Genomic DNA, 21,144 nt, shown 5'->3' with positions numbered 1-21,144 from the left:
GTGCAACGGATCGCAATTTATTTTCTTTGCCGTTAGATATTCACAAAATCAATATTCCAGCGCGTCATACCGGGCATGAAACGCACCGGTAAATAGTCTGGATTTGTGCAAAATGCGATGTTCGGCACGCGAAGCGCGGCATATTCGACTAAGGTTTTCTGGTGATTGATGACAGCGTAACTGCTGCTCAGTGAAATAAGGAGAAGCACCAATGATAATCCCACAAAAGCTGCGCCCTCGCCTCTTACCTGTGGTTCTGGGCAGTGCGCTGCTCGCGGTGGCCGCTTCTGGCAACGCGGAAGAGATGAACGCAGGCCAGACGAATTCACCGGATATTCTGCTCGGGCCCCTCTTCAGTGACGTTCAGAGCGCCAAACTCTTCCCCGATCAAAAAACCTTTGCCGACGCGGTGCCAAACAGCGATCCCCTGACAATCCTTGCCGACTACCGTATGCAACGTCGTCAGTCCGGGTTTGACTTACGCCATTTTGTCGAGGTGAACTTTACGCTGCCGGGTGAAGGAGAAAAATATGTTCCGCCCGCAGGACAAAGTTTACGTGAGCACATTGACGATCTCTGGCCGGTGCTGACGCGCACCACCGACAAAGCCAGCAATAAATGGGATTCCCTTCTGCCGTTACCGAAGCCGTACGTTGTGCCTGGCGGACGTTTCCGTGAGGTCTACTACTGGGATAGCTATTTCACCATGCTGGGCCTGGCGGAGAGCGACCACTGGGACAAAATCAGCGATATGGTGGACAACTTTGCGTATGAAATTGACACCTTCGGGCATATTCCCAACGGCAACCGCAGCTATTACCTGAGCCGCTCCCAGCCGCCGTTCTTCTCGCTGATGGTTGAACTGCTGGCGACCCACGACAGCGATGCGCTGAAGATATATCGTCCGCAGATGGAAAAAGAGTATGCCTGGTGGATGGATGGCGTCGACGCCCTGCAACCCGGGCAAGCCAACAAACGCGTGGTGAAGCTGGATGATGGCGCTATCCTCAATCGCTACTGGGATGACCGCGATACGCCGCGCCCGGAATCCTGGCTTGATGATGTGAATACCGCCAAAAGTAACCCGAACCGTCCTGCGACCGAGATCTACCGTGATTTGCGTTCCGCTGCGGCCTCGGGCTGGGACTTTAGCTCCCGCTGGATGGATGACCCGCAAAAGCTCGCCACTATCCGGACCACCAGCATCGTGCCCGTGGATCTGAACGCCCTGATGTTCAAAATGGAAAAACTGCTGGCCCGGGCAAGCCAGGAGAGTGGCGATGCCGCCAGCGCGAGCAAATATGAAGCGCTGGCAACGGCACGTCAGAAAGCCATCGAGAGCCACCTGTGGAATGATAAAGAGGGCTGGTACGCTGATTACGATCTGAAGAGCAAAAAGGTACGTAATCAGCTCACCGCCGCGGCCCTGTTCCCGCTTTACGTGAAGGCCGCGGCGCAGGATCGTGCCGATAAAGTCGCAGCGGCAACCTCATCGCACCTGTTACAACCGGGCGGGATTGCGACCACTACCGTCAACAGCGGCCAGCAATGGGATGCGCCAAACGGCTGGGCTCCGCTACAGTGGGTGGCCACGGAAGGATTACAGAATTACGGACAAGATAAGGTCGCGATGGACGTGACCTGGCGCTTCCTGAAGAACGTTCAGCATACGTACGACCGCGAAAAGAAACTGGTCGAGAAGTATGACGTGTCGACCACCGGTACTGGCGGCGGCGGCGGAGAATATCCGCTTCAGGATGGCTTCGGCTGGAGCAACGGCGTGACGCTGAAGATGCTGGACCTGGTATGCCCGAAAGAGAAACCGTGCGACAGCGTGCCGGAGAACCGGCCTGCAGCGAATGACGAGGTTGCGCCAGCAAAAGCTACGGCGCAGTAACGTGTATTGCCGGGTGGCGGCTACGCCGCCCGGCCTACATTTTGCCCTCAAAGGGCTGTGCTCAGAAACTGTAACTCGCCCCTAACTGATACGTCCGGTCATGCCCAATCCAGCAGTTTGTTGCGTCGTAACAGGTAAGCGTCTCTTTGTTGGTGATGTTCTGCGCGCTGGCTTTAAGCGTTAGCCCCGCAAGCGACGGCAGGATTTCGCCCATCCGGTAAGAGGCCGACAGATCGTACTGCGTGGTCCCGCCCAGTTTACCCGCATCGTTAGCTGGTGAAATCTCCATGGAGCCAGTGTAACGCGCCCCCGCACCCAGCATCAGCCCTTTCAGCGGCGTGTTTTCAAAGGTGTAATCTCCCCAGAGGTTAAAAGCATTCTCCGGCACCTGCGTCGGGCGTTTGCCCTGGTATTTATCATCTTCGGTATTGATTGCGTGGGTGTAAGCATAGTTGGCAATCAGCGTCAGATTATCCGTCGGACGGCTGACGACCGAGAGCTCTGCCCCTTTGGATTCCACCTCACCGGTCTGGCTGTAATTCAGGAACCCCGGATCGGAGGTGACGACATTTTTCTGACGGATGTTAAACACCGACGCCGTCAGGGTGGTGGCATAATCGGCCAGCAGGTATTTCACCCCACCTTCCACCTGTTTGCTGGTGGTCGGTTTCACCTCTTTCGCCGTGAGCGTTCCCTTTGGCGACACCGGCGCAAAACCTTCGGAATAGCTGATAAACGGTGAAATCCCGTTATCGAAAGCGTAAAGCGCGCCGAGACGTTTAGTGACGCGATCCTGGGATACCCATGCCTTGTCGCCGTTCTGCAGGTAATTGGTGGTAACGGAGCGATAATCATCGTAGCGCAGGCTGGCCAAAAGATTTAAGCCGCCAAACGCGACCTGATCCTGCAGGTAATAGCCGTTCTGCTGATAACTCAGACGGTTTTTCTGGGCGGTATAAAGCCCCAGCGCGTTTTCATGGATCTGCGAATAGTCAGGATCGCGCATATCGATACCCGGCGTGGCCGTCGCATACCGGTAGTGGAAGTGGGAGTTCAGCTTCTGATAGTCAAACCCGGCCAGCAGATGATGTTCCCAGTCGCCCAGCGCCACGGTTTTGGTGACCTGGTTATCGATATTGAAGCTCTGCAGATCTTCATCCGTGGTATAGGCAAAGCGGTTGAGCTGATAGACCTCGCTTCCCGTGCCCGTTGCATAGACGCTGCGCTGATGCGTGTCGACGTCAAAATAGCGTGCCTTCTGGTTAAAGCCCCAGCCGCTGTCAAACGCGTGTTCAAAGCTGTAGCCCAGCATCCACTGCCGCTGCTTAAACCCGCTCCACTCATCGCCGGCGTAATCGCGCTTGCCCGCGTATTTCGAGCGCAGGTAAGAGAGCGGCAGCGGGTTCGATGGGGTCAGACCTGGGCTGTTCTGCGCCAGCGCATCCACGGTGAGGCGGGTTTTGCTGTCGGGCTGCCAGGTGACAGACGGGGCAACGAGATAATTTTCATAGCGGGTGGTGTGCGGCTGATCGTCACTTTCCGTCGCTTTGCCCAACAGACGGTAGTTCCAGTCGCTGTCAGCAAGCTGCCCGGTTGAGTCAAGATAACCCTCTTTCAGATTGCGGTTGCCGGTGTTGAAGCCGAACTCGGTTCGGGCTTCCCGCTGCGGCTTTTTACTTTGAATATTCACTAGCCCGCCCGGCGAGGCGCCGCCGTAGAGCACCGATGAAGGGCCTTTCAAAATATCCACGCTGTCAATCAACAGCGGATCGATACGGGCCTGGGTATTGCCGGTCACGTTGTAGGGCAACTGCAGCCCGTTGTAGAACTCCTGGTCGACGGTAAAGCCACGAATTTTATATTCGCTCAAATAGGAGGTATTCCCCCGCACTTCCGTCGAGACGCCCGGCGCATAGCGCAGAATTTCATTCACCGAATTCGCGTGACGCTTTTCAATTTCCGGGGCAGAGAGGGTCGTGATGACCTGCGGCGTTTTACTTTCTGCCACGGCCGATTTCGTGGCACTGTTTGTCCAGGTTGGCAGCGCGCTGCCCTGCTCTGAGCCCGTGACGACGATGGTTGATTCTTCGGCGAACGCCTGAACCTGTAATGCCAGCGTGATAGCGCCTGCCAGGGCGCATAGCGTAAAACGTGAGGTATGCATAATGTCGTCTTGTGGTTGGATGTAATTCGGAACGACAATTATTATCATTTAGATTAACAAATCAATATTCAGGCAAAAAAAACGGCCCTCCGCAGAGAGCCGTTTCCGTTAATTTATGCTCGTCGCAGTAACCTGAATATGCCCAGCACCACAATGGCGCCCACAACAGCGACCAGAAAACTGTGCAGGTCAAAACCACTTATGTTGCCGCCAAAGCCAAACATCGTCGCCAGCCAGCCGCCCACAACCGCACCAACGACCCCGAGTACGCAGGTCAAAATAAAGCCGCCGCCGTCGTTTCCCGGCATGATCAATTTCGCGATAGCGCCAGCAATAAGACCGAAGATAATCCAGGCGATGATACCCATAGCGATGCCCTCTTGCAGGTTTAACGCATGCGCAGAAAACCTTCTGCGCAGCTAACTTAAGTATAGGTCATCGCCAGAAAACCATTTTCATCTCACCGACTTATCTTTGCGTAAGCCGAAAAAAAACTCACCGGTTTGTATTAAGTTTCATTGCAGCGTGCCGATAACGCTAAGACAGTCTGTCATTTATCAAGGAGCCATCCGGCGTGAGTCATTACAGTGAGCAGTTCCTCAAGCAAAATCCGCTGGCTGTATTAGGGGTATTACGCGACCTGCAAAAAGGCGAAGTGCCGCTGCGCATTAGCTGGTCGAATAATCAGTTCATCAGCAAGATCCTGGATGCCTCGCAGGAGCGGCTGGTGATTGATTTAGGCAGTCAGGAGTATGAAAACCGTGCGGCGCTGAAAGCGGAGAATCTCGCGGTGATGGCCGAAACCCAGGGAGCTAAAGTGGAGTTTGTCCTGTCGCGACTGGAACTGCGCGAATACCAGGGACTCCCGGCCTTTGTGACCCCGCTTCCCTCCAATCTCTGGTTTGTTCAGCGTCGTGAATATTTCCGCATCAACGCCCCGCTTCATCCCGCCTATTTTTGTAAGGCAAAAATGCCGGACAAAAAAGAGATCCGCTTCCGTCTCTTCGATCTGTCGCTCGGTGGTATGGGCGCACTGATGGATACGCCGAAACCTGACGGACTGGTAGAAGGCATGCGGTTTACACAAATCGAACTGGATATGGGTGGCTGGGGTCGCTTTTATTTCGACGCGCAGTTGATTGCTATCAGCGATCGCACCGTTGTGGACAGCAAAAATGAAACCATCACCACCCCGCGTCTGAGTTTCCGTTTCCTCAATGTCGGTCCCGGTGCAGAGCGTGAGTTGCAGCGCATTATCTACTCGCTGGAGCGAGAGGCGCGGGAGCGCGCCAATAAAATTCTGTAAGGAAAATCGGGCAGCGTGACCGCCGCCCGTCTGCGGCATTACATGGCATCCATCGCTTTCTGTACTTTCCAGATATAACGAGGCGCCTGTGGTGCCGGGTGATTTTTCACCACATGCTCAAAGAATTCGTCTTTGTCCATGCCGTTAATCTCTTCTATCGCCTCTTTGCGGTCTGATGAGAAGGTTCTGAGCAACGCGCCGGCACCGTTGACGTAAGAGACCACCAGCGCGTACTGCATCACATCCGGATCCTCAATGCCCTTCAGCACGCCATGTTCCATAATGCTCAGATAGGCTGTGCCCATTGAAATGTTGCGCTCCGGGTTCTTCAGCTCGCTGGTTGACGGCTGGCCGCTCCAGCCCATATAGCGGTACACTTCTCTCCCCGCCGTTGACGCTTTAAGCTGCATCAGCCCTACCGCGTTGGACTTGCTGACAAGCGTGGGGTTACCGCCGGACTCCACCGCAATAATCGCCGTGATCAGACGCGGACTGACGCCCCAGGCCTTCCCGGCTTGTTCACTGATCGGCATCCACTGCATCGCCCGCTTCACCGGCACTTCCGGGTTCCACGGCGGATTTTGATAATCATGCTTTGAACTACAGCCAGCGAGCAACACAATCAAAAAAGCAAACCATCTTAATTTCACGTCATCTATCCTTATAGCCGGTCATCGCGGTGCGCCGCCCTTGAAGCAGGCAGCGTATAAGCGGCATGATATAGACAATTAGTTTCTCATTCAGTAAGGAATTGCCATGTCTCAGTTTCATCTCATCGCGCCATCCGGCTACTGCATTAACCAGGACGCGGCACAGCGGGGCGTTCAGCGTTTGCTGGCGTCCGGCCATCAGGTAGAAAATCAGACGATTATCCCCCGCCGCCAGCAGCGTTTTGCCGGCACGGAGGCGCAGAGGCTGAATGATATCAACAGCCTGGTGAACCTGAAGGGTGCAAACCAGATCGTTCTGGCAGTACGCGGCGGATATGGCGCGAGCCGTCTGCTGGAGAGCATTGACTGGCAGGGTCTGGCGCAGCGTCAGCAGCAGGATCCGCTGCTGATCTGCGGCCACAGCGATTTCACCGTCATCCAGCTTGGGCTGCTGGCGCTGCATAACGTCATTACCTTCAGCGGCCCGATGCTGGCCGGTAACGTCGGTGCGCCGGAGCTGAATGCGTTTACCATGGACCATTTCTGGCGCGCGCTGCGCAATCCGACCTACAGCGTGGAGTGGCAAGGCAATGGGCCGCACTGGGAGTGTGAAGGCCAGCTCTGGGGCGGCAATCTGGCGATGCTGGTCTCGCTCATTGGCACGCCGTGGCTGCCGCACATCGAGGATGGCATTCTGGTGCTGGAAGATATCAACGAACATCCGTTCCGCGTCGAGCGCATGCTGTTGCAGCTCTATCATGCCGGTATTCTTGAGCGCCAGTCCGCCATTATTCTGGGCAGCTTTAGCGGCTCTGCGCCTAATGATTATGACGCGGGTTACACCCTTGAGACCATGATCGACTTTATTCGCTCGCGGCTGGATATTCCGGTCATTACCGGTCTGGATTTCGGTCATGAGCAGCAAACCGTCACCCTGCCGCTGGGGGCGCACGCCTCCCTGATTCATAATGATTCGGGCAGCCGGCTCACCCTCAGCGGCCATCCTGTCATAAAGGCATAAAAAAGCCGTCAAACCCGCTTAATAAAACGCTGTTGCCGTGGTTAATATGTTAGGGTTTTAGTAACAGCGTTAACATTGAGGTGGGAGTAAGAGAACATTGGATGCCGCAGCGATAATCAGTCTTTTCATTCTGGGTTCGGTCCTTGTAACCAGCAGTATTTTATTAAGTTCATTTTCATCGCGTCTCGGCATACCTATTCTTGTTATTTTCCTTGCCATCGGCATGCTGGCTGGCATTGATGGCATCGGCGGTATTCCTTTCGATAACTACCCTTTCGCCTATATGGTGAGTAACCTCGCACTGGCCGTGATCCTGCTTGACGGCGGGATGCGCACCCAGGCGAGCTCCTTCCGCGTGGCCTTAGGACCTGCACTGTCGCTGGCAACCGTCGGCGTGTTGATAACCTCAGGCCTCACCGGGATGATGGCCGCCTGGCTTTTCCATCTCAATATCATGGAAGGACTGTTGATTGGCGCTATCGTCGGCTCAACCGATGCGGCAGCCGTGTTCTCCCTGCTCGGTGGTAAAGGGCTTAACGAACGCGTGGGCTCCACGCTTGAGATTGAATCCGGCAGTAACGATCCGATGGCGGTGTTTCTCACCATCACGCTTATCGAGATGATTCAGCAGCACGAAAGCGGGCTGAGCTGGATGTTTGCGTGGCATATCCTGCAGCAGTTCGGCCTGGGGATACTCATCGGCCTGGCGGGAGGGTATCTGTTACAGCAGACCATCAACCGCATATCGCTACCGCTGGGACTCTATCCGCTGCTGGCGCTGAGCGGCGGCATTCTTATTTTCGCCGTCACCACAGCGCTGGACGGTAGCGGCATTCTCGCCGTTTATCTGTGCGGGTTCCTGATGGGCAACCGCCCTATCCGCAACCGTCATGCCATTTTGCAAAACTTCGACGGACTGGCCTGGCTGGCGCAGATCGGCATGTTCCTGGTGCTTGGGCTTCTGGTGACACCCTCGGACCTGCTTCCCATCGCCGTTCCGGCGCTGCTGCTGTCGGCGTGGATGATCTTCTTCGCCCGTCCGCTGTCGGTGTTTGCGGGGCTGCTGCCGTTTCGCGGCTTCAACCTGCGCGAGCGCGTCTTTATCAGCTGGGTGGGTCTGCGCGGCGCGGTGCCGATTATCCTTGCCGTCTTCCCGATGATGGCCGGTCTGGATAACGCCCGGCTGTTCTTTAACGTGGCGTTCTTCGTGGTGCTGATTTCGCTGCTCTTCCAGGGAACGTCCCTCGGGTGGGCGGCGAAAAAAGCCAAAGTGGTGGTACCGCCTGTGGGCTGGCCGGTATCCCGCGTCGGGCTGGACATCCACCCGGAAAACCCGTGGGAACAGTTTGTCTATCAGCTCAGCGCCGACAAATGGTGCGTGGGCGCCTCACTGCGCGATTTGCACATGCCCGCCGACACGCGGATTGCCGCCCTGTTCCGCGATAATGTCCTGCTGCACCCGACCGGCAGCACCCGTTTGCGCGAAGGGGACATTCTGTGCGTGATAGGCCGCGAGCGCGACCTGCCCGCGCTGGGCAAACTGTTCAGCCAGTCGCCGCCGGTGGCGCTGGACCAGCGTTTCTTCGGCGATTTTATTCTGGAAGCCAGCGCCAAATTTGCGGATGTGGCCCTGATTTACGGTCTGGATGAGGGGGCTGAAGACGGTGATAACCAGCAAACGCTGGGCGAAATCATCCAGCAGCGGCTTGGCGCGGCCCCGGTAGTGGGCGACCAGGTGGAGTTTGCCGGGATGATCTGGACGGTTGCCGAAAAAGAAGATAACGCGGTACGGAAAGTCGGCTTAAGGCCGAGGGAAGAGGACGTGGAGTAGCGGTTTTTTGCCGGGTGACGGCTTCGCCTTACCCGGCCTACAAAACCCTCGAACGTAGGCCGGGTAAGCGTTAGCGCCACCCGGCGAACTCAAGTTACACCGTCACAACAGGCACTCTCGGTGCCAGCGCGCACATCAGTTCATACCCTACCGTCCCCGCCGCGGCGGCCACGTCATCAATTTTGATTTCGTTACCCCACAGCTCGACCGGTGAACCGATGCCCGCCTGCGGACATGGCGTCAGGTCAACGGCCAGCATATCCATCGATACGGTGCCCACCGTTCCCGTGCGGACGCCATCCACCCATACCGGCGTCCCGGTCGGGGCGATGCGCGGGTAGCCGTCAGCATAGCCGCCTGCCACAATACCAATCCGCTGCTCACCCGTCGCCCGGTAGCGGCTGCCGTAGCCCACCGTGTCGCCGGCCTTAAGCGTCTGCACGCCAATGATTTCACTGCGCAACGTCATCACCGGCTTCAGGCCGCTGTTGGCAATATCCTGCCACTGGCCTGAGGGTGACGCACCGTACAGTACGATCCCCGGACGCACCCAGTTGTAATGCGCCTCAGGATGCCACAGCGTTGCTGCGGAGTTAGACAGCGAACGCGGGCAGTCCAGCCCCTCTGCCGCCTGCTCAATACGGACCATGGCATCAGCAATGCCGTCCGGTTTTTCCGCATCGGCAAAATGGGCCATTAGCGTCATTTCACCCACGTTCTTAAGGGCGCGCAGCTGCTGCCAGACGGTATGTACCCGCTCAGGCTGGAAGCCCAGACGGTTCATGCCGCTGTTCACCTTGAGATAAATATCCAGCGGCGCATGGAGCTTCGCATCCTGAATCGCCTTAATCTGCCAGTTGCTGTGAACGCTGGTGGTCAGCCGGTACTTATCCAGCAGCGGCAGATCGTCGGCATGGAAGAACCCCTCCAGCAGCAGAATGGGCCCTTTCCAGCCGCGCTCGCGCAGCAGAATGGCCTCTTCCAGATTCAGTAACGCGAAGCCGTCGGTGGCGCTCAGCGCGCTCCAGATACGGTCAATGCCGTGGCCGTAGGCATTGGCTTTCACCACCGACCACACGCGGGCGCCAGGTGCTGCCCGGCGAACAATCTGCAGGTTATCCTTCAGGGCCTGCAGGTTCAGCTGAGCGAGAACAGGACGGGACATGACAGCTCCTTAGTTATGCGCGCCGTGCAGGTGCTGTGGACGCGAAGGCGTAAACCCCGACTGATAGCGTGCTGCACTTAAATCGTCAAACGGAATGGCCGGCGTGCGCCCGGAGATCAGATCGCTCAGCAGCTGGCCCGAGCCGCAGGCCATCGTCCAGCCAAGCGTACCGTGTCCGGTATTGGTCCACAGGTTTTTGTACGGCGTGCGCCCGACAATCGGCGTGCCGTCTGGCGTCATTGGACGCAGACCGGTCCAGAAGGTTGCCTGCTCAACAAAACCGCCGCGCGGGAAGAGATCGCCCACCACCATCTCCAGCGTCTCACGGCGCGGCTGCAGCAGTTCGGTGTTAAAGCCGACAATCTCCGCCATGCCGCCTACGCGGATGCGGTTATCAAAGCGGGTAATGGCAATTTTGTAGGTCTCATCCAGAATGGTCGACACCGGCGCCCCGCTCTCCTCTTTCACCGGAATGGTCAGCGAGTAGCCCTTCAGCGGATAAACCGGAATATCGAGAATGCCTTTCAGCATCGCGGTGGAGTACGAGCCAAACGCCATGACGTAGGCATCGGCTTTGATCACCTCTTCACCACATTTCACGCCATAAATTTTTTCCCCTTCCGACAGCAGTTTGTCGACAGAGGTGTTGAAGCGGAATTTCACCCCCGCCTGCTCGCACATTTGCGCCAGACGCTGCGTAAAGAGCTGGCAGTCACCGGTTTCGTCATTCGGCAGACGCAGACCGCCCGTCAGTTTATGCGCCACTTCCGCCAGGGCCGGTTCAACCTGACCTAGCTGGCTGGCTTCCAGCAGCTGATACGGTACGCCGGCATCTTCCAGCACGGCGATGTCACGGGTCGCATTTTCGTACTGTTGCGCCGTGCGGAACAGCTGCAGCGTCCCGCCCTGACGACCTTCATACTCGATCCCGGTTGAGGCGCGCAGCGCTTTCAGGCAGTCGCGGCTGTATTCCGCCAGGCGCACCATGCGCCCTTTGTTCTCCATATAGTGGCGGGTGTCGCAGTTGCGCAGCATCTGCCACATCCACTTGAGCTGGAACTGCGTGCCGTCAAGGCTGATGGCCAGCGGCGCATGGCGCTGGAACATCCATTTAATCGCTTTCAGCGGAACACCCGGAGCCGCCCACGGCGCCGCATAGCCCGGGGAGATTTGCCCGGCGTTCGCCGCGCTGGTTTCCAGCGCAGGGCCTGGCTCACGATCGATAACGGTGACGTCATGTCCCGCCTGACTTAAATACCAGGCGCTGGTTACCCCAACGACACCACTTCCCAGTATGACAACACGCATAGCCACTCCATTATGTGCAAAAGAACAATCTTCTAATTACAGATTGATAACCTAGTTGAAAATATTATTCAACATACGACTTTTTTATGGTGACTTGCCTCACACATCCCCCAGCATCAGGGGATAGGGCTAATTTGGGATCTCCTGCTGCGCGTTATTTTTAGCCAGCATAATATGCTGAGAGATACCGTTTTTTTGCCGTATCAAAAACGCGAAATCGCAAAGAAAAAATTTCTGCCCCAGCACGCTTTTTAACACGTTGATCTATGCTTGAAAGGAGGCTCTCCAGACAGAGAGAGCACCCACAACGAGGGCGCGCTAATGGCTACTATTGATTCCCTGAACAAGGACAACACACGTCTGAGCGATGGACCCGACTGGACCTTCGAGCTGCTGGATGTCTACCTCGCCGAAATCGACCGGGTCGCGAAGCTGTATCGCCTGGATACCTATCCCCATCAGATTGAAGTCATTACGTCCGAACAGATGATGGACGCCTACTCCAGCGTCGGGATGCCAATTAACTATCCGCACTGGTCGTTCGGTAAAAAATTCATTGAAACGGAGCGGCTGTATAAGCATGGCCAGCAGGGGCTGGCGTATGAGATTGTTATAAACTCCAATCCGTGTATCGCCTATTTAATGGAAGAGAACACCATTACCATGCAGGCGCTGGTGATGGCGCACGCCTGCTACGGGCATAACTCTTTTTTCAAGAACAACTACCTGTTCCGCAGCTGGACGGACGCCAGCTCCATCGTCGATTACCTCATCTTCGCGCGTAAATACATTACCGACTGCGAAGAGCGCTACGGCGTGGACGAAGTGGAAAAACTGCTCGACTCCTGTCACGCGCTGATGAACTACGGCGTTGACCGCTACAAACGCCCACAGAAAATCTCCCTGCAGGAGGAGAAAGCCCGGCAGAAAAGCCGCGAAGAGTATCTGCAAAGCCAGGTGAATATGCTGTGGCGTACCCTGCCGAAGCGTGAGGAGGAGAAAGCGGTCGCCGAAGCGCGTCGTTATCCGTCTGAACCGCAGGAAAACCTGCTCTATTTTATGGAGAAGAACGCCCCGCTGCTGGAGTCGTGGCAGCGTGAGATCCTGCGCATCGTGCGCAAGGTGAGCCAGTATTTCTACCCGCAAAAGCAGACCCAGGTGATGAACGAAGGCTGGGCGACATTCTGGCACTACACCATTCTCAACCATCTTTACGACGAGGGAAAAGTCACCGAGCGGTTTATGATGGAATTCCTCCACAGCCACACTAATGTGGTGTTCCAGCCGCCCTACAACAGCCCGTGGTATAGCGGTATCAACCCGTATGCGCTTGGTTTTGCCATGTTCCAGGACATTAAACGTATTTGTCAGTCGCCAACCGAAGAAGACAAGTACTGGTTCCCGGATATCGCCGGCTCTGACTGGCTGGAAACGCTGCATTTTGCGATGCGTGACTTTAAGGATGAGAGCTTTATCAGCCAGTTTATGTCGCCGAAGATCATGCGTGATTTCCGCTTCTTCACCGTGCTGGATGATGACCGTAACAACTACCTGGAGATTTCAGCGATCCACAACGAAGAGGGTTACCGGGAGATCCGCTCTCGCCTCTCTTCCCAGTACAACCTGAGCAACCTTGAACCGAATATTCAGGTATGGAATGTAGATTTGCGCGGTGACCGTTCCCTGACGCTACGCTATATTCCGCACAATCGCGCGCCGCTGGATAAAGGACGCAAAGAGGTGCTGAAGCATGTGCATCGTCTGTGGGGCTTTGACGTGCTGCTGGAGCAGCAGAATGAAGACGGGAGCGTCGAGCTGCTGGAGCGTTGCCCGGCGCGGTTGAATACGCTGTAGTTTTTTTGCCGGTAAGCGAAACGCCACCGGGCGAAAAAAAACCTCTCATACGAGAGGTTTTTTATTTCAGCGGCTCTGAATCGCTAAATCACCCGGCAGGGTTTTCTGCATCCGGTGCCAGATTTCACCGGAATCGTGGCCGTAGCGACGCACCGTTTCATAAACCTGATCGTGCAGGCCTTCGGAACAGAGCTTGCTCAGTTTATGGTAGAAACCCAGCGCCAGGCTACGCGCCTCAGGGTTGGCAAAGTAGTGACGGCCGATGCGGGTATAGAGCCCTTTCATACCGTTGAGGATAAGACCGTATACCGGGTTGCCGGAGGCGAACGCCAGACCGCGAAACACGTTGTAATCGAGGGTGGCAAACGCGTCGGCGTGATCTTCCACCTCGTTCGCGCTGGCCAGCACCGCAAGGGCATCGTCCGGGTGCTGACGAAAAGCCGTGCGAATAAAGATCGTCGCGATGTTGGTACGAACGGAGAGCAGATTATCAATGAGCTGCGGCACGCTTTCATGATCGAGGCGCGCCAGCGTTTCAAGAATATTCAGCCCGGAGGTTTCCCAGAAGTTGTTTACTTTTGTTGGCTTACCGTGCTGGATCGTCAACCAGCCATCGCGCGCCAGCCGCTGGAGCACTTCACGCAGCGTGGTGCGAGTGACGCCAATCAGTTCAGAGAGTTCGCGTTCAGCAGGAAGAATGGACCCCGCAGGGAAACGATTATTCCAGATGCTTTCAATGATGTACTCTTCCGCGAAACCCGCCGGGCTCTGCGCCTTAATGACCATAGTGAGATTTCCATTACACAGCTTTAGCAAATTGGACTCATCATACCAGAGGCACGCAGTGGCAGGTAGCGCGGCAACGAGAGAAAAGAGGGATCACCGTTTCATTTTTGTGAAATTTACAATGCGCGCTGATCCGCGTCCGGGCCGTGATTTTTGCGTATACTGATGTTTTGTCTTACTTGACGGGGAAGGACGTCTGTCGTGGAAATTTCTTTTGGTCGCGCACTGTGGCGCAATTTTTTAGGCCAGTCTCCTGACTGGTACAAACTGATACTTCTGGTGTTCCTGGTTGTTAACCCTCTCCTCTTTTATGTGAACCCGTTCGTTGCCGGGTGGCTGCTGGTGGCGGAATTTATCTTCACCCTGGCGATGGCGCTGAAATGTTATCCTCTGTTGCCCGGCGGCTTGCTGGCGTTTGAAGCCGTGGTGATCGGCATGACCCGCGCGGAGCACGTCAAAGCGGAGCTGGCGTCAAATCTTGAAGTGCTTCTGCTGCTGATGTTTATGGTGGCGGGCATCTACTTTATGAAACAGCTGCTGCTGTTTATTTTCACGCGTCTGCTGCTCAGCATTCCGTCGAAAATGTTCCTCTCGCTGGCGTTTTGCCTCGCGGCAGCCTTCCTGTCAGCCTTCCTGGATGCACTGACGGTGGTCGCGGTGGTGATAAGCGTCGCGGTTGGATTCTACGGTATCTACCACCGTGTCGCCTCCTCTCGTCCGGGCGAGGATCTGCAGGATGACAGCCACGTCGAGGCCCATAACCGTGAAGTCCTGGAACAGTTTCGCGCCTTCCTGCGCAGCCTGATGATGCATGCCGGCGTCGGTACCGCCCTCGGGGGCGTAATGACGATGGTGGGTGAGCCGCAAAACCTGATCATTGCCAAAGCGGCGGGCTGGCACTTCGGCGATTTCTTCCTGAGAATGGCGCCGGTGAGCGTACCGGTGCTTTTCTGCGGTCTGGCGACCTGTCTGCTGGTGGAGAAATTTCGTCTCTTTGGTTATGGGGCGCAACTGCCAGAGCCGGTGCGCCAGGAGCTGCATAAATTCGATCTGCAGAGCCGAAGCCAGCGGACGCGCCAGGAGACGCTGCGTCTGATTGCCCAGGGGATTATCGGCGTCTGGCTGATTGCGGCGCTGGCGCTCCATCTTGCCGAAGTGGGGCTGATTGGCCTGTCGGTCATTATTCTCGCCACCACCTTTACCGGCGTGACGGATGAACATGCCATCGGTAAAGCCTTTACCGAAGCCTTGCCGTTTACCGCCCTGCTGGCGGTATTCTTCGCCGTCGTGGCGGTGATTATCGACCAGCACCTGTTCGCGCCGATTATCGCCTTTGTTTTACAGGCCGCACCGGACGCGCAGCTCTCGCTGTTTTATCTGTTTAATGGCCTGCTCTCGTCGATCTCCGATAACGTCTTTGTCGGGACGGTCTACATCAACGAAGCCAAAGCCGCGATGGAGCAAGGCGTCATCAGCGCCGGTCAGTTTGAGCTACTGGCCGTGGCGATCAATACCGGCACCAACCTGCCGTCGGTGGCAACGCCCAATGGCCAGGCCGCTTTCCTGTTCCTGTTGACCTCTGCCCTCGCGCCACTCATACGGCTTTCTTATGGCAGGATGGTATGGATGGCGCTGCCCTATACGCTGGTGCTCACGTTCGTGGGATTGCTTTGCGTCAAAATTACCCTCATTCCCTGTACGCAGTGGATGATACAAGCGGGTATACTTGCGGCGCAGTAAAACAGGTATCGGTGGCGCGATAAATGAATTAGTTTACAATGCGCTTTCTAAGCATGTTCCAGGGAAATGATTATGTTGAGATTTTTAAACCAGTGCTCCCGCGGTCGCGGAGCGTGGTTGTTAATGGCCCTGACCGCCTTTGCGCTGGAAATGGTCGCGCTGTGGTTCCAGCATGTTATGGGGCTCAAGCCTTGTGTGCTTTGTATTTACGAACGCTGCGCACTGTTTGGCATTATGGGTGCAGGCCTGGTCGGCGCCATTGCGCCGAAATCGCCGCTTCGCTATGCCGCGATTGCGATCTGGTTGTACAGCGCCTGGAAAGGGCTTGAACTCTCCTGGCAGCACACCATGATGCAGCTGCATCCGTCACCTTTTATGACCTGTGATTTTGCCGCCCGCTTCCCGAGCTGGCTGCCGCTGGATAAATGGCTGCCGCAGGTGTTCGTTGCATCCGGTGACTGCTCCGTTCGTCAGTGGGAATTCCTGACCCTGGAGATGCCGCAGTGGCTGGTGGGTATTTTTGCCGCCTACTTCGTCGTGGCGCTGCTGGTACTGATTGCTCAGCCGTTCAAACCGAAGAAACGCGATCTTTTTGGAAGGTAAACGCAAAACGGCAACCTCGGTTGCCGTTTTTAGTGTTTGCGCCCTCTCCCGTGGGAGAGGGTTGGGCTGAGGGCATCAGGCCGCACAAACACAAATAAAAAAACCCGCTTCGGCGGGTTTTTTATTCTCAACGAGTCGGGTGATTCATGATGTGGTCTTCCCAGTCACGCACCTCGGACTCTTTCACCGCAATGTGGCGTACTGAGATACGTTCGCCGTGCATCGCCGCTTTTGAACCGGTGAGCAGCGGATGCCATGCCGGCAGATCTTTCCCCTCCGCCAGCAGGCGATACGCGCAGGTATGCGGCAGCCATTCAAAGGTGGGCAGGTTCTCACGGGTTAACTTGATGCAGTCTGGCTCGAACTCGAAGCGGCGCTCATAGTTGCGGCACTGGCAGGTTTTAATGTTTAACTGCTTGCAGGCCACGTTGGTGAAGTAAATTTCGTCCGTGTCTTCATCCATCAGCTTGTGCAGGCAGCACTGCCCGCAGCCGTCGCACAATGATTCCCATTCCGCGTCAGTCATGTCGTCGAGAGTTTTGCTTTGCCAGAAAGGGATGTTGTTCATCGGGATGTCCACACGTCAAAAGAAAGCGCACCTTATAACGAGTCTGGCACGTTGTTGCAAGTTTTGCCGCCCTCTTCAGGCGGCAAAGTGGGATTACAGCACGCGGGTTTTCAGCGCCAGGCCGTTAAACCCGACTTCCAGTTCATCACCGCTCGCCAGCGGGCCCACGCCTTCAGGGGTACCGGTCAGGATCACATCCCCCGGCTTCAGGGTAAAGTAGCGGCTCATGTAGGCAATCAGTGGCACAATCTTATGGATCATGTCAGCCGTGGTGCCCTGCTGGCGGATCTCGCCGTTAACCTTCAGGCTGAGCGGTGTGTTCTGCGGATCGTGGGTAAATTCGCTCACCGGAACAAACGCCGAGATGGGGCAGGAATTATCAAACCCTTTGGCTTTTTCCCACGGCTGCCCGGCTTTCTTCAGCTTGCCCTGGACATCGCGCAGGGTCAGATCCAGCGCCACGCCGTATCCGGCAATCGCTTTCTGCACATGCTCTTCTGAAGCCTGTCGCAGCGTCGCGCCAATCAGCACGGCGAGTTCAACCTCGTGATGCACCGAACCAAGCCCCTGTGGCAGCGCCAGCGGCTGGCGGATATCGCACAGCGCCGTTTCTGGCTTGATGAACAGGACCGGCTCTTCTGGCGTCGCGCTGCCCATCTCCTGTATATGTTTGGCATAGTTGCTGCCCACGCAAACCACTTTGCTGACGGGATAATCCAGTAATGCCCCTTGCCAGTTATGATGTTGATACATGGTCGACCCCTAAACGGTTGATGTGTTGTGCCCGGAATCAGTTGAGGCTATTTTTTCCCGTTCGCCTCAAGATGCTGTTTTAATAAATTCTCGGGTGGCGGTGGAAGCTGTAAATAATAGCCTTGTTCGGCTAATGCCGTTTTCACTTTATCCAGATCGGCATTCACCAGTTTCTTACGACCATCGAGCGGCAGCAGCATCACCAGCTGTGGTCGGCCAAAGTTCTTCATTAATTCTTCAGGCACGCGTGAAAAATCGTCTTTCTTTTCGACATAAAGATAGGTCTGGTCACGGCTTGTACTTCTGTAGATCACACAAAACATGTTTTTACTCTGAATTAATGGGTGGTTGCTTGCCTCAATATACTCCTGACTATAACATGCCTGATACTCTTCGGAATATCGCAGCGAGTGGTTGCGGTTAATAGCAAATTGAGTAAGGCCAGGATGTCAAACACGCCCATCGAGCTTAAAGGCAGTAGCTTCACCTTATCAGTGGTACATTTGCATGATGCAAAACCCGAGGTTATTCGTCAGGCGTTAGAAGACAAAATCGCCCAGGCTCCCGCCTTTCTGAAACATGCCCCTGTTGTGATCAATGTCAGCGGTCTTGAGGCGCCGGTTAACTGGAAGCTTCTCCAGCAGGCGGTCTCCTCTACCGGACTGCGTATTGTGGGCATCAGTGGCTGTAAAGATCCCGAGCTGAAAGCGGAAATCGACCGTGCGGGGCTGCCGCTTCTGAATGAAGGCAAAGAAAAAACCCCGCGTGCGGCACCCGTTGCCGTCGAAACGCCCCCTCCTGCGGTGCAAAACGTTACAACCATCACAAAAACGCGAATGATTGATGTGCCGGTTCGTTCCGGTCAGCGCATTTATGCGCCAAACTGTGATCTAATTGTTACAAGCCACGTCAGCGCTGGCGCTGAGCTGATTGCAGATGGCAATATTCACGTTTACGGTATGATGCGTGGACGTGCGCTCGCCGGGGCAAGTGGCGATCGGGACGCGCAAATTTTTTGTACTCATCTGACGGCGGAACTGGTCTCCATCGCAGGTGAATATTGGCTGAGCGACAAGATCCCAGCCGAATTTTATGGCAAAGCGGCTCGCCTGCTTCTGGCAGACGACGCGTTGACCGTTCAACCGTTGAATTGATCCCTTTTTAACAAGGAATTTCTATGGCACGCATTATTGTTGTTACTTCGGGTAAAGGAGGCGTTGGCAAGACCACCTCCAGCGCGGCCATCGCTACTGGTTTGGCCCAGAAGGGAAAGAAAACCGTCGTTATCGACTTCGATATCGGTCTACGTAACCTCGACCTCATCATGGGATGTGAGCGTCGCGTCGTGTATGACTTCGTTAACGTCATTCAGGGCGATGCCACGCTGAACCAGGCGCTGATTAAAGACAAACGCACCGAGAACCTCTACATTCTCCCGGCTTCTCAGACGCGTGACAAAGACGCACTGACCCGTGAAGGGGTGGAAAAGGTGCTCGACGAGCTGAAAAAAATGGAGTTCGACTTCATTGTCTGCGACTCCCCTGCCGGCATCGAAACCGGTGCCCTGATGGCGCTCTACTTCGCCGATGAAGCGATCATCACCACCAACCCTGAAGTGTCATCCGTGCGTGACTCAGACCGCATTCTGGGGATCCTCGCCTCTAAATCCCGTCGTGCGGAAAATGGCGAAGACCCGATTAAAGAACACCTGCTGCTTACCCGCTATAACCCGGGTCGCGTGAACAAAGGTGATATGCTGAGCATGGAAGACGTGCTGGAGATCCTGCGCATTAAACTGGTGGGCGTTATCCCGGAAGATCAGTCCGTGTTACGCGCCTCTAACCAGGGTGAGCCCGTGATCCTGGATACAACGGCAGATGCAGGTAAAGCGTATGCTGATACTGTTGACCGTCTGCTGGGAGAAGAACGTCCTTTCCGCTTCATTGAAGAAGAGAAGAAAGGTTTCCTCAAACGCCTGTTCGGAGGATAAGTTATGGCATTACTGGACTTTTTTCTCTCGCGGAAAAAGAACACCGCCAACATCGCAAAAGAACGTCTGCAAATTATCGTTGCGGAGCGTCGTCGTAGCGACGCCGAGCCTCACTACCTGCCGCAGCTGCGTAAGGACATCCTGGAAGTGATCTGTAAGTATGTGCAGATTGACCCGGAGATGGTGACGGTGCAGCTGGAACAAAAAGACGGGGATATTTCGATTCTGGAGCTGAACGTGACGCTCCCGGAAGCGGAAGAGTCCCGTCCGTAGGTTTGTGATTTCATAGCCCCGGTAAGCGCAGCGCCACCGGGGGAATATGCCGGGTTATCACCCGGCATATTTTTTATCGCGGATAACCTTCCAGCAGCGTATTCAGGCGATCGGCCATCAATTCCCCGCGCCAGCCCGCCATCATTTCCGGTAAGCCATTCTGCGGCTTCAGCTTCCAGTGCCAGTTCAGCAGCTGATTAATCTGTCGGCGTGATGCGAGCAGTTCAGCACTCAGCTTGCTTTCCGTAGCAACGGCCTGAACCAGGGCTTTGATGTCCTTGAACGCCTTGCGGTAGCCCGGCATATCCATCAGATTCAGCAGCGGTTCCGGCAGCTTGTCGTCAGGCAATTCCTGCGCTTTCGCGACCAGCGCCAGCAGGGTTTTACCGTGAAAACGGATCTCACTGCCCGAAAGCCCAATGCTGTCCAGTTCGCCCAGGCTGCCCGGCATATAGCGTGCCACCGCCCAGAGATGCTCTTCACGCACCACAAAGTTAACCGCCAGATCGCGCTCGCGCGCTTTGCGCAGACGCCAGTCCGCTAACAGCTGCAGGCAGGCCAGCTGACGCGTACGCAGTTGCCACGCGTTGCTGATATCGCGCCAGGCCTCTTTCGGATCCACCACTTCCTGGCGACGCTGCTGGGTCATACGGCACTCATCCAGCGCGGCAGGCAGCCAGCCAGAGGCTTCCGCCTCTTTCATCAGCTGTCCGGCAATCGGCAGCAGGTAAAACACGTCTGCCGCCGCATATTCCAGCTGACGCTCGGTAAGCGGACGCGCCAGCCAGTCGGTACGGGATTCGCTTTTATCCAGCGTCAGCCCCGTGTACTCCTCCACCATGGCGGCAAAGCCCCACGAAAGCGGACGATTGCTGAACGCGGCAAGGATCTGCGTATCAATCAGCGGCTGGGGCATGATGCCAAAGGTGTTCAGAAAGACTTCCAGATCTTCACTGCCTGCGTGCAGGTATTTGGTCACGGCGGTATCGAGCAGCAGGTCGCGCATCGGCGTCCAGTCGGTAATACCAAGAGGGTCAATCAGCGACACGTGTTTACCGTCGTACATCTGTATCAACCCCAGCTGCGGATAGTATGTCCGGGTACGGACAAACTCGGTATCCAGGGCAATGGCAGGAAAGTCGCGCGTCACTTCGCACAGCGAAGCCAGCTCGTCATTGGTCGTGATCATCTGGTAATTCAAAACGGGTTCTCTTTTGTTTGCGCCCATAAAAAAC

20 protein-coding genes are annotated in these 21,144 nt (G+C 55.8%); 10 read left to right on the top strand and 10 right to left on the bottom strand.

Annotated elements, in window-relative coordinates:
* Window positions 1-211 precede the first annotated feature (211 nt).
* On the top strand, window positions 212-1,897 hold the full coding sequence (locus tag GM298_RS03860; protein ID WP_266153618.1) for an alpha,alpha-trehalase: 1,686 nt from the start codon (window positions 212-214) through the stop codon (window positions 1,895-1,897).
* A 61-nt stretch (window positions 1,898-1,958) separates the two neighbouring features.
* On the opposite strand, the gene GM298_RS03855 is transcribed toward GM298_RS03860, so the two are convergent.
* Window positions 1,959-4,061, bottom strand: coding sequence for a TonB-dependent siderophore receptor (locus GM298_RS03855; protein WP_266153617.1), 2,103 nt, complete (start codon window positions 4,059-4,061; stop codon window positions 1,959-1,961).
* A 113-nt stretch (window positions 4,062-4,174) separates the two neighbouring features.
* Complete coding sequence (locus tag GM298_RS03850; RefSeq protein WP_008502662.1) at window positions 4,175-4,429, bottom strand: GlsB/YeaQ/YmgE family stress response membrane protein; 255 nt, start codon at window positions 4,427-4,429, stop codon at window positions 4,175-4,177.
* Window positions 4,430-4,635: 206 nt separating this feature from the next.
* Here GM298_RS03850 and ycgR point away from each other — a divergent pair, with 206 nt between their 5' ends.
* Window positions 4,636-5,367, top strand: a complete 732-nt coding sequence (gene ycgR, locus GM298_RS03845; protein ID WP_025756866.1) for a flagellar brake protein YcgR — start codon at window positions 4,636-4,638, stop codon at window positions 5,365-5,367.
* A 38-nt stretch (window positions 5,368-5,405) separates the two neighbouring features.
* Here ycgR and emtA read toward each other — a convergent pair whose 3' ends face one another.
* On the bottom strand, window positions 5,406-6,017 hold the full coding sequence (gene emtA / locus GM298_RS03840) for a membrane-bound lytic murein transglycosylase EmtA (protein ID WP_025756867.1): 612 nt from the start codon (window positions 6,015-6,017) through the stop codon (window positions 5,406-5,408).
* A gap of 106 nt (window positions 6,018-6,123) precedes the next feature.
* Between emtA and ldcA the strand changes: the two genes are divergently transcribed.
* Together ldcA and GM298_RS03830 are read left to right on the top strand one after the other, a co-directional pair.
* Complete coding sequence (ldcA, locus tag GM298_RS03835) at window positions 6,124-7,038, top strand: muramoyltetrapeptide carboxypeptidase (protein ID WP_262783629.1); 915 nt, start codon at window positions 6,124-6,126, stop codon at window positions 7,036-7,038.
* Between the two features lie 97 nt (window positions 7,039-7,135).
* Window positions 7,136-8,869: a potassium/proton antiporter gene (locus GM298_RS03830; protein WP_266153614.1), complete on the top strand. Its 1,734-nt coding sequence runs from the start codon at window positions 7,136-7,138 to the stop codon at window positions 8,867-8,869.
* 94 nt (window positions 8,870-8,963) lie between these two features.
* Here GM298_RS03830 and dadX read toward each other — a convergent pair whose 3' ends face one another.
* Window positions 8,964-10,034 carry a catabolic alanine racemase DadX gene (gene dadX, locus GM298_RS03825; protein WP_025756870.1) on the bottom strand — a complete coding sequence of 357 codons (1,071 nt, stop codon included), beginning with the start codon at window positions 10,032-10,034 and terminating at the stop codon, window positions 8,964-8,966.
* Window positions 10,035-10,043: 9 nt separating this feature from the next.
* Complete coding sequence (locus GM298_RS03820; protein WP_025756871.1) at window positions 10,044-11,342, bottom strand: D-amino acid dehydrogenase; 1,299 nt, start codon at window positions 11,340-11,342, stop codon at window positions 10,044-10,046.
* A 321-nt stretch (window positions 11,343-11,663) separates the two neighbouring features.
* Between GM298_RS03820 and GM298_RS03815 the strand changes: the two genes are divergently transcribed.
* Window positions 11,664-13,196, top strand: a complete 1,533-nt coding sequence (locus GM298_RS03815; RefSeq protein ID WP_025756872.1) for a SpoVR family protein — start codon at window positions 11,664-11,666, stop codon at window positions 13,194-13,196.
* Window positions 13,197-13,262: 66 nt separating this feature from the next.
* Here GM298_RS03815 and fadR read toward each other — a convergent pair whose 3' ends face one another.
* Window positions 13,263-13,982, bottom strand: a complete 720-nt coding sequence (gene fadR, locus GM298_RS03810) for a fatty acid metabolism transcriptional regulator FadR (protein WP_025756873.1) — start codon at window positions 13,980-13,982, stop codon at window positions 13,263-13,265.
* Window positions 13,983-14,183: 201 nt separating this feature from the next.
* Between fadR and nhaB the strand changes: the two genes are divergently transcribed.
* Together nhaB and dsbB are read left to right on the top strand one after the other, a co-directional pair.
* Window positions 14,184-15,722 carry a Na(+)/H(+) antiporter NhaB gene (gene nhaB / locus GM298_RS03805; protein WP_047958930.1) on the top strand — a complete coding sequence of 513 codons (1,539 nt, stop codon included), beginning with the start codon at window positions 14,184-14,186 and terminating at the stop codon, window positions 15,720-15,722.
* Between the two features lie 72 nt (window positions 15,723-15,794).
* Complete coding sequence (dsbB, locus tag GM298_RS03800; RefSeq protein WP_045285485.1) at window positions 15,795-16,325, top strand: disulfide bond formation protein DsbB; 531 nt, start codon at window positions 15,795-15,797, stop codon at window positions 16,323-16,325.
* A 127-nt stretch (window positions 16,326-16,452) separates the two neighbouring features.
* Here the strand turns inward: dsbB and GM298_RS03795 are convergent, their stop codons facing one another.
* The 3 genes from GM298_RS03795 to GM298_RS03785 form a co-directional block, all read right to left on the bottom strand.
* The gene (locus GM298_RS03795) at window positions 16,453-16,893 is read right to left on the bottom strand and encodes a YcgN family cysteine cluster protein (protein WP_095450103.1); all 441 of its coding nucleotides are present in this window, start codon (window positions 16,891-16,893) and stop codon (window positions 16,453-16,455) included.
* A gap of 93 nt (window positions 16,894-16,986) precedes the next feature.
* Window positions 16,987-17,646 (bottom strand): fumarylacetoacetate hydrolase family protein, encoded by a 660-nt coding sequence (locus GM298_RS03790; RefSeq protein ID WP_262746439.1) that lies wholly within the window; start codon window positions 17,644-17,646, stop codon window positions 16,987-16,989.
* Between the two features lie 47 nt (window positions 17,647-17,693).
* A complete protein-coding gene (locus tag GM298_RS03785) occupies window positions 17,694-17,969 on the bottom strand; it encodes a YcgL domain-containing protein (protein WP_025756878.1) in 276 nt (91 codons plus the stop codon).
* A 123-nt stretch (window positions 17,970-18,092) separates the two neighbouring features.
* Between GM298_RS03785 and minC the strand changes: the two genes are divergently transcribed.
* From minC to minE, 3 genes are read left to right on the top strand one after another with little or no spacing between them, the layout of a single operon-like run.
* On the top strand, window positions 18,093-18,800 hold the full coding sequence (gene minC / locus GM298_RS03780; protein ID WP_025756879.1) for a septum site-determining protein MinC: 708 nt from the start codon (window positions 18,093-18,095) through the stop codon (window positions 18,798-18,800).
* 23 nt (window positions 18,801-18,823) lie between these two features.
* Window positions 18,824-19,636: a septum site-determining protein MinD gene (gene minD, locus GM298_RS03775; RefSeq protein ID WP_013096144.1), complete on the top strand. Its 813-nt coding sequence runs from the start codon at window positions 18,824-18,826 to the stop codon at window positions 19,634-19,636.
* A gap of 3 nt (window positions 19,637-19,639) precedes the next feature.
* Complete coding sequence (gene minE, locus GM298_RS03770) at window positions 19,640-19,909, top strand: cell division topological specificity factor MinE (protein WP_008500504.1); 270 nt, start codon at window positions 19,640-19,642, stop codon at window positions 19,907-19,909.
* A 73-nt stretch (window positions 19,910-19,982) separates the two neighbouring features.
* Here minE and rnd read toward each other — a convergent pair whose 3' ends face one another.
* Window positions 19,983-21,110 carry a ribonuclease D gene (rnd, locus tag GM298_RS03765; RefSeq protein WP_088244435.1) on the bottom strand — a complete coding sequence of 376 codons (1,128 nt, stop codon included), beginning with the start codon at window positions 21,108-21,110 and terminating at the stop codon, window positions 19,983-19,985.
* Window positions 21,111-21,144 lie beyond the last annotated feature (34 nt).

The sequence above is a fragment of the Enterobacter sp. HSTU-ASh6 genome (genome assembly GCF_026319105.1).
Taxonomy (GTDB): domain Bacteria; phylum Pseudomonadota; class Gammaproteobacteria; order Enterobacterales; family Enterobacteriaceae; genus Enterobacter; species Enterobacter sichuanensis.
Note: the sequence above shows the minus strand (reverse complement) of the source record. Positions and strands in the feature narration are given on the sequence as shown.

Excerpts from the sequence above, each read along its gene's own strand:
- GM298_RS03860 (WP_266153618.1), top strand. The coding sequence starts at position 212 with ATGATAATCCCACAAAAGCTGCGCCCTCGCCTCTTACCTGTGGTTCTG.
- GM298_RS03855 (WP_266153617.1), bottom strand. The coding sequence starts at position 4,061 with ATGCATACCTCACGTTTTACGCTATGCGCCCTGGCAGGCGCTATCACG.
- GM298_RS03850 (WP_008502662.1), bottom strand. The coding sequence starts at position 4,429 with ATGGGTATCATCGCCTGGATTATCTTCGGTCTTATTGCTGGCGCTATC.
- ldcA (WP_262783629.1), top strand. The coding sequence starts at position 6,124 with ATGTCTCAGTTTCATCTCATCGCGCCATCCGGCTACTGCATTAACCAG.
- dadX (WP_025756870.1), bottom strand. The coding sequence starts at position 10,034 with ATGTCCCGTCCTGTTCTCGCTCAGCTGAACCTGCAGGCCCTGAAGGAT.
- GM298_RS03820 (WP_025756871.1), bottom strand. The coding sequence starts at position 11,342 with ATGCGTGTTGTCATACTGGGAAGTGGTGTCGTTGGGGTAACCAGCGCC.
- GM298_RS03815 (WP_025756872.1), top strand. The coding sequence starts at position 11,664 with ATGGCTACTATTGATTCCCTGAACAAGGACAACACACGTCTGAGCGAT.
- fadR (WP_025756873.1), bottom strand. The coding sequence starts at position 13,982 with ATGGTCATTAAGGCGCAGAGCCCGGCGGGTTTCGCGGAAGAGTACATC.
- dsbB (WP_045285485.1), top strand. The coding sequence starts at position 15,795 with ATGTTGAGATTTTTAAACCAGTGCTCCCGCGGTCGCGGAGCGTGGTTG.
- GM298_RS03795 (WP_095450103.1), bottom strand. The coding sequence starts at position 16,893 with ATGAACAACATCCCTTTCTGGCAAAGCAAAACTCTCGACGACATGACT.
- GM298_RS03790 (WP_262746439.1), bottom strand. The coding sequence starts at position 17,646 with ATGTATCAACATCATAACTGGCAAGGGGCATTACTGGATTATCCCGTC.
- GM298_RS03785 (WP_025756878.1), bottom strand. The coding sequence starts at position 17,969 with ATGTTTTGTGTGATCTACAGAAGTACAAGCCGTGACCAGACCTATCTT.
- minC (WP_025756879.1), top strand. The coding sequence starts at position 18,093 with ATGTCAAACACGCCCATCGAGCTTAAAGGCAGTAGCTTCACCTTATCA.
- minD (WP_013096144.1), top strand. The coding sequence starts at position 18,824 with ATGGCACGCATTATTGTTGTTACTTCGGGTAAAGGAGGCGTTGGCAAG.
- minE (WP_008500504.1), top strand. The coding sequence starts at position 19,640 with ATGGCATTACTGGACTTTTTTCTCTCGCGGAAAAAGAACACCGCCAAC.